This is a genomic window from Vibrio sp. 10N.286.51.E5 (assembly GCF_041469125.1).
In the GTDB taxonomy this organism is placed as follows: Bacteria; Pseudomonadota; Gammaproteobacteria; order Enterobacterales; family Vibrionaceae; genus Vibrio; species Vibrio crassostreae_C.
Genome location: NZ_JBFRJZ010000161.1, coordinates 1 through 706 on the forward strand (window position 1 = coordinate 1; position 706 = coordinate 706).

At 39.7% G+C, this 706-nt stretch carries 1 pseudogene; it reads right to left on the minus strand.

Annotated elements, in window-relative coordinates:
* Nucleotides 1-236: 236 nt before the first annotated feature.
* Nucleotides 237-533: pseudogene (locus tag AB4161_RS23240) on the minus strand (carboxypeptidase M32); the annotation flags it as partial.
* Nucleotides 534-706 lie beyond the last annotated feature (173 nt).

Here is a 706-nt window from a genome sequence, read left to right on the forward strand (position 1 = left end):
CAAAGTGCGATCCCGCCCTGAACCAGGCTCTAAGTTACTCTTCATACAAATAGCTGACAAGGCACTCATTAGTTCGTGATGAAGATATCATTTTTGAGATTATTTTTAGGCTTATTATACGATGAATTATTATTCAAAATATTCGACTGGAGAATGGGTCATAACCCAACCAATGACGGGTTGTGTCTCACACTGTACGTAGAATAACCCCAGAAATTTTCTGGGGTTATTATTAACTATAAGTAACGATTCCTTAAGTGCTTCTGGAAATGCATCGGGTTTAAAACTTCACCTGTAGCTTGTTTAACTAACTCATCAGTAGTTAGCAACGACCCTTTCGACCAAATATTTTCTGATAGCCACGTAAAGATTGGTGTCATATCTCCAGAGCGAATCGCCTCATCAACATTCACGGTTTGCTTCATCGATGCCATAAATTGAGCCGCATACATAGCACCAAGCGTGTAGCTTGGGAAGTAGCCAAAACTTCCATCGCACCAATGAATGTCCTGCATGCAACCATCTCTATAGTTATGTTTTATAGTTCTTTTATCTGATTTTGAAGAGCTTGAAAGGTTAGTGTTTAGTGTTCGCTGAGGGTCTGTCCAGTGGAAAATGTCACCTGCATTTATCCGTCATACTTTATGGATAAGTTTTAGACCTACTTTTTCTTATCAGTGTAGTGCCTAGGGCGTGTTGATCTTTC